The following is a 7,306-nucleotide window of genomic DNA, read 5'->3' on the forward strand; positions in this document are numbered from 1 at the left end:
TTATTGGTTGGGTGTTGTGGTGTGTAGAGACGTTGCAATTGCTAGTCAAGACAAGCGTTATCGATAGACTTTTTATCTTATCCGAACCGTATTGCAATTACTCCAACAGCAAGATTTAATTCGAGGTTTAACAAACTTTCATTGGTGACCTTAAGTTCAAGTTACTGCTTAATTATGGGTAAGCACCCGGACATGATATAAGTTTACAAAATCATTAAAACTGCCACGAAATCGTACCTAGCACAGTGAATGGCGCGCCAGGAAACACGCCGGTTGTGCCACTGGAACTTTCAAAGTAGTAAACATCAAACAAGTTCTTGATATTCAGCCCAACTCGCCAGTTGTCACGGCGGTAATAAATGGCTGCATCAGTTCGCACATAGCTTGGCAACGTGAATGTATTCTCCAAGTCTCCCTGGCGATCGCCCACAAAAAACAATCCACCGCCAAATCCCAAACCTTTTAAATTTCCTGTTTGAATTTCATAGGTTGTCCATAAACTGGCACTGTTTCGGGCAACATTACTTGGTTCATTTCCCTTGTACTCTGGTCTGGGATCTTCAGTGATCTCAGGATCGATATATGCATAGCTGGCAATGATTTTCCATCCTGGCAAGATTTCTCCAGCAACATCTAGTTCAATACCCCGACTACGTTGTTCACCCACCTGAATGCTACGAAACGGAATCACTGGATCGGGTACGACAATGTTTTGCTTAGTGATTTGGTAAGCTGCCAGAGTTGCTGAAAGCTTGCCATCCAACCATTCGGTCTTCACACCGACCTCAAATGATTCACCTTTTGTTGGTTCAAACGGCTTGTTATCTGTATTTACATTGTTGGCACTAGAGGGTTGGAAGGAACGGCTCCAACTGGCGTATAACGAAACTGGCACTATAGGTTGATAAACAATTCCCACACGGGGACTAAAAGCAGTGTCTTGTTGATCAGTTGATAAACCAGTGCCTTCACTAAAGCCTTCCACAAAATCAAAGCGTCCACCCAGCAAAATCTTCAGTTGATCTCCAATTGAAATTAAGTCCTGACCATAGACACCAACCAAGTTTTGATAGACTCTCTCCTTAAATGTTATTCTGTCAAATCGAATCGGATCTCGATCATAGTTCGGGTTAAACAAATTGATTGATGGTAAAACAGTAATCGTTGGATCGTAAAATATATCCCGTCTGTAATTCGTTCTACCTAATTCCAAACCAAAGAGCAAATCCTGCTTTACAGTACCCGTTTGAATTTTTCCAACTGCATCCGTTTGCAAAAAGAAATTTTCATTGTTAGCTTTGGTAAGCGCATAGCCTCGATCTACAGTTCGATTGTCCGCTTGCAGTCCTAAAAGGAAGGAAAAAGGCTCATCAAAATTTTCTAATTCGGCTCTAAATGCATTGCGGATTGACCAGTTATCGCTGAATTTGTGTTGCAAGCGGTAACCAAATGTTGTGAAGTCGCGGTTGAACTGAAAATTAGGGTCATCGAGAAATCGGGAACGAGGAACCTGTCCAAGAGGGTTTGGCAGGACTGAACCAACAGCGGGAATACCCAAGTACTCCCCTTTAGAAGTATTAAGATACTCGCCTTCTAAGGTTAGATTCGTATTTTTTCCCAAGTCAAAACTGATAATCGGTGCTACAAACGCTTGCTGCGTTTTCACAAAATCAACAAAGCTACCAGAGTTTTGATAGGCTGCATTCAAACGATAGCGAATGGTTTTGTCGGGGTTTAAAGGGCCGGAAAGATCCAACGTTGGGCGGTAGAAGTCAAAGTTACCAATGGTTCCTTCAACGGCATAGTAGGGCGTTGAAAGAGGTTGCTTTGTTACAATATTAAGAATGCCCCCCGGTTCGCCCTGACCATACAGGACAGATGCGGGTCCTTTTAGAATTTCGATTTGCTCGATATTGGCAACTTCTAGACTACGCCTATAACGCTCTTCCTGCTTAAAACCATTGACAAAAACACTGGTAGAACCACTGTCTTCAAACCCTCGGAAAATGTAGCTTTCTCCGACCGTGGATTGAGAACCTGATGCTCCGGGAGTCACGCCACTAACGTTCTGCACTGCTTCCCGCACTTGTGTAATTTGTTGATCCTTCAGCACTTGTTGCGGGATCACCTGAATCGAGGCGGGAATATCGCGGATAGGGATGTCGGTTTTGGTTGCAGTGGAAGCATTTGGTAGGCGATATCCGTCTTGCTCACCTGTTACTACCAACTCAATCGGTTCATCACCACTAGTTGAAGGTTGATTTGACTGTGTCTGGTTTTGCGGCTGACTAGCTTGGGGTGTTTGCGGTGGCTGTGTCGCCGTTGCCTGTGATACTACCCCAAAAACCAGCCCTGCATCATCATCATATAACTCAACCGTTGGTAAAGCCTTCTCACCTACTACCGTTACTCGCACAGTATTTGCGTCAATATTAGTTACTCTTATCTCCGTAATTCCATCAACTGGTTTCTCCGAACGAAATGTGAAAGCATTGCCCGAAGCTAAACGTAACTGCCCACCAGACACATCTACAATAAAATTATTGCCTGTACTGCGATTTGTCACTTGCAGTCGAGTCCCAACAGGCGTCTCTAAAATCACCTCTACACCTTTGCTCGTGGGATTGGCTTTTACCCCCCTTATTTGAATTATCGGCGCAGGTGTGGTTTGCGGCGTGGGCGACTGCACTAGTAAATGTTCTGTGCTGGTGATTGGGATTTTTAACTCGCTGGGTTGCCGGATTTTTTGATTCCCACCCTCCTGCTTCAAAAGGGAGGCTTTTTGAGTATTATTTTCAAATTTCACCTCTGCCCAGGCTACTTGAGTTACTAAAGTGCTGATAATACCCACCAAATTTGCTGCTAACCATAAATACATATTGGACTGCCGACTTTTCATACCGCTCCTCACACAGTTTGGATTAAAAGGCTTATTGCATATAGTTATTAATTGCAATGAAGCCTAGTGTAGAGAATAACTTGTAATTGTGATCTATTGCAAAACGGCATTACACTCCGAAATATTCTTTTTTCCTAACAAACATTTTCTGGTGTAATCCCAAATTGTCTTTTGAAAACAGTAGTAAAGCTTGCTGGCTAGGAATAACCCTGATGGATTTTGCAAGCTGTTTTTGGCAGCTTCTGTCCACAATTATTGCAAATATTCTAATGTGGGGGTACTAGCCATATTTTACGGGTAGAAATTAATGCTAATTAATACCAATAATTTTACCCTAATTTATCTTTAACTATTGACAACAGTACAACTCAGTATATAATATTGGCGTTGTCACGCATGACTCAGGACAGGCTTTGTAATTGCAGATGATCGGGCATAGATCCCCGACTTTTTTAAAAAGTCAGGGATTCTGAACACCGAGGTGAAAACTATTTTAGTCAAGTTGTTGAGCCGATAAGCAATAAAGCGAGCAAGTTAAAACTCCCACTGAATCGTTGCTTGCACCGTTAACGGTTCACCATAAAAAATGCCAAATCGACCATCGGCAGTTTTAAAATATTCCACATCGAACAGCGTCTTTATCAAGCAACAGCCCCTTGTTTAGGCTGACGCATAGGACGCTTGCGATCGCTTCGACGAACGCCTCCTGCCATTTTGTATTCATCGCTATTCTTGCCATACTTTGCAGCTACACTGAGTAACATGTGTTCTGTTAGTTCCATCAGGGACTTTTCAGCAAGTTCTAAGGTTCCCTGAGTCAGATCCACGGTGGAGAGGCTTGAGTTATATGCTTCTAACTTATCTTGGGTTGTTTTGATGGCGGCTGCAAAGGAGTCAATTGTTACCCCATTGCCTAAGTCTAAGGTGGGACTGATCGATTTCAAAGCCGCAATCCGACGCTGTGCTCTATCAAGTATTTTAGACCCGCGTTTTGGACGTGACATAAATCACTTTCCTGTTATTAATAATGCGCCAGGATAAAAACTGACTTCTACCCTGAACTGTACAGCACTAGGATAGACAGGATTAGGGTTAATTGACACCCGCATTATTCGGTAGAAATTTTTTATTTGTTACATAATATTAAATTAATTTATGTAAATTCTTGGAGATTGCCCGAATTCAATAAACGACTGCCCAAATTCAATAAACGACTGCACAAATTCAATAAACGACTGCCCAAATTCAATAAACGACTGCCCAAATTCAATAAACGACTGCCCGAATTCAATAAACGACTGCCCGAATTCAATAAACGACTGCACAAATGCAAAATTCGCCCACCCTGGGGGATCTTGCTACATCCCGATACGGTTCGGTTAACGTTTTCATATTTTGAAGATCCCCCCAACCCCCTTAAAAAGTGAGGCTTCCAAGCCTCTTTTACCCCCTTTTTAAGGGGGTCACCGTAGGCGGGGGGATCTTAACCGAACCGTATTGAGCTACATCCCCCAACCCCTTCTCCCAAAATTGGCAGAAGGGAGAGCCAAATTTAAAGTCCCTCTCCCAAGCTTGGAAGAGGGATTTAAGGTGAAAGCTTATTGATTCATGCAAGAAGTCTAATATAGGAACTTAGCAAATTTGCTTTTATTAAACACAAAAGCGATGGCTTTGCCAACGCCTGCCGTAGGATGCCCGAACGCGAGTGCGTCTCCTGTCTTGAGAAGGGCTGTAGGGCGATCGCTTAAAGATGGGCAGTTTTACTGGATGATAGATAATAATTTATTTTGTAAAAGTTGCAAAATAATCTAAGATTTTGTGCATAGCAGTGTTTATATTACTAAAATCATCATCTCGTGCCAGCATTTCTTCGGGTTTCTGAATATATTTACCTGCAACTAATTCCGAAGCGCAATTTTCAATAATTTGGCGAACACTGTCTTGTGTTGATTCTAAGTGAAATTGTAAACCTAATACTCTATCTTCATAAATAAAAGCTTGATTTGCACATACTTCGCTAGAAGCTAGTCGTACAGCACCCAGTGGTAAGTCAAAAGTATCACCATGCCAATGAAACACAGTGAGAGATGCAGGTAATGAAGCAAAAACGGCATAACTTTGTGCTTCTGTTGTCACTTGAATCGGATACCAACCTATTTCTTTTTCCTGACCTTTATAAACCTTGGAACCTAAAACATTAGCGATTAACTGCGAACCAAGACAAATGCCAATAACTATTTTATTCTTTTTGATTGCTTCTTGAATAAAATGTTTTTCCAACGTCAACCAAGGATATTTATCATCCTCATAAATATTCATTGGCCCACCCATTACTATTAACCAATCTAGGTCATTAACAGATGGTAAACTGTCACCGTTATAAAACTTAGTTACAGAGAGAATATAATCTTTCTTTGTCAACCAGTGTTCAATACTAGCAAGTCCTTCAAATGGTACATGTTGTAAGTAATGAATTCTCATCTCTGACTGCTCCGAACTTAGTTGCAGTGTGATTTTTTACATTAAATCATATAATAGACATCTCTAAAAAAGAATGTAGAGACGTAGCACTGCTACGTCTTTACAAGGTTTCTAGGTAACGCATATTTAATTTCTGGAGATGTCTAATAGACTTTTTTACTCAGCACTCAGCACTGTTTCGGTAACGGCAGATTTTGATGCAGTCTGGATTAACATTGCTGCTACTTTTTTTGCCTGTGAAGCGGTTGACCAACTACCTTCCATCATTGCAACCACGATCGCACCTTGTACAATGAGAAGTAGTTGCCTAGCTAACTGTTCCGGTGATGAAACTTCTGCGGCTTGAGCTAGGCTCTTGATGTAATGGTAGATTGATTGTTGATGCTCCAATGCTACCCGATGTCCAGGATGGTCAGCATTGGCTAGTTCCACTGAAGCGTTAATGAATGCACAACCTCGAAAATCTGGGCCCTCAAACCATTCCCGCAGGGCATCAAATATTGCTAGTAGTTGTTGAGATGGGTTAGAAGCTCGTTCCTCAATGGTGGTTTTGAGCCATTCGCACCATTGTTCATCCTGTTGTCGTAGCCATGCTTCAATCAATGCATCTTTTGACTTAAAATGATTGTAGAGCGACATTTTTGCAACGCCAGATTCAGCAACGATTCTGTCAATACCGACGTTGCGAATTCCTTCTCTATAAAATAAACCTGATGCTGTATTTAGGATGCGATCATGAACAGATTTACGGGTTGTTTTCGGTTTAGTCATTTAGATCGCATCCTTGAATAACGTGTAAATCTTAAATACTTCATCAATAATACTGACAAAGATTTTCCTAACTTCACAATTATTTAAACCTGAAGCTTTACTAGCTTTTTGAAGTTAGGCTGTAAATGTGTCAAACATTTGATATTTCTGTTAGGATTTTACACCAAAGCAATTGTATACACTGTAATTATTATAAATAACTACACTGTTATACCTCAATTTGCCAAAGAGATTTTAATTCTATACAATAACGTGTGTGAACAGGATAAATTAACAAAAATTGAAAATTTTAAAACACCCTTAACCATTCTTTGCTCCTTTTAAATACCAAGGTGTTTCATCAATATCAAGATTGAATTAGTTTGTTTATCCAGTTGCTTAAATCGTAAACACTGTTATCAATTACTTGTTCTATCCTTTCATTCGCCAAAACTTTGATTTTTTCTAAGGACTTAACAAAAAACTATCTGTAAAGAATCAAGGGTTTTTCCCAAAAGTGATTGATGAACTGCAAGCATACCAAAATCCCCCCGAACTTTGGAACTGCTACCGATCGAGTACTTCCACAATCCTCCAGAGACTTATGGAACAAGATCATCAGTTCATCAAACTATTGGTTAACTATGGGATTTGACTTCTTCACTAGAGCGTAAGTGCTTGGAGATCCTTTGTGCTTTAGCGATTTAGATTCCCTATAAATAAAGAATATCATACATCTGGCCAATTTACTTGCGCTGAGAAATTAATTTACAAACAGTATTCGTGGTTACAATTACTCATCAGCTAAAGAGCCTCAAAGCCTATAATTGCGTTATTCTCTTGTTTAAAGTTGATAAAATATCGTCGATTTATCATTGGGGAGATATCTATAGTCAGGACAAGAAATAAATTATTTATATGTTTACTTTTAGTTAGAATAGTCTGTCTGTTTTGATGGATAAAAGTCTTACATATAAAGGAATAAAGCTGGGTTTAACTCTAGACAGAACTGTATATTACAAAAGGCATTTCTGAGATTTTTTCAATATTAAATTGGCTAATTGTTATGAAATTGACTATTATTATTTTCCCAGGTTGATAGGATTTTGAAATCAAGGAACTCAAAGAAGTTTCTGATAAAAAATAAACCCGAAGAAGAATGATTATTCTTTTTCA

General features: G+C 40.1%; 4 protein-coding genes. All 4 read right to left on the minus strand.

What is annotated here, in order from left to right:
* Positions 1-214: 214 nt before the first annotated feature.
* The 4 genes from V7L20_RS15230 to V7L20_RS15245 all read right to left on the minus strand — a co-directional run bounded on the left by V7L20_RS15230 (position 215) and on the right by V7L20_RS15245 (position 6,151).
* Positions 215-2,899 (minus strand): TonB-dependent siderophore receptor, encoded by a 2,685-nt coding sequence (locus V7L20_RS15230; RefSeq protein ID WP_334744891.1) that lies wholly within the window; start codon positions 2,897-2,899, stop codon positions 215-217.
* A 641-nt stretch (positions 2,900-3,540) separates the two neighbouring features.
* Positions 3,541-3,903, minus strand: a complete 363-nt coding sequence (locus V7L20_RS15235) for a hypothetical protein (protein WP_334744892.1) — start codon at positions 3,901-3,903, stop codon at positions 3,541-3,543.
* A 778-nt stretch (positions 3,904-4,681) separates the two neighbouring features.
* Entirely contained in the window at positions 4,682-5,380 is a 699-nt protein-coding gene (locus tag V7L20_RS15240; RefSeq protein WP_334744893.1) for a type 1 glutamine amidotransferase, read from the minus strand.
* A gap of 156 nt (positions 5,381-5,536) precedes the next feature.
* On the minus strand, positions 5,537-6,151 hold the full coding sequence (locus V7L20_RS15245) for a TetR/AcrR family transcriptional regulator (RefSeq protein ID WP_334744894.1): 615 nt from the start codon (positions 6,149-6,151) through the stop codon (positions 5,537-5,539).
* Between the last annotated feature and the right edge of the window lie 1,155 nt (positions 6,152-7,306).

Origin of the sequence: Nostoc sp. (assembly GCF_036916735.1) — a bacterium.
GTDB lineage: Bacteria > Cyanobacteriota > Cyanobacteriia > Cyanobacteriales > Nostocaceae > Nostoc.

Bases quoted from the DNA above. Each gene is read 5' to 3' on its own strand.
- V7L20_RS15230 (WP_334744891.1), bottom strand. From the start codon at position 2,899: ATGAAAAGTCGGCAGTCCAATATGTATTTATGGTTAGCAGCAAATTTG.
- V7L20_RS15235 (WP_334744892.1), bottom strand. From the start codon at position 3,903: ATGTCACGTCCAAAACGCGGGTCTAAAATACTTGATAGAGCACAGCGT.
- V7L20_RS15240 (WP_334744893.1), bottom strand. From the start codon at position 5,380: ATGAGAATTCATTACTTACAACATGTACCATTTGAAGGACTTGCTAGT.
- V7L20_RS15245 (WP_334744894.1), bottom strand. From the start codon at position 6,151: ATGACTAAACCGAAAACAACCCGTAAATCTGTTCATGATCGCATCCTA.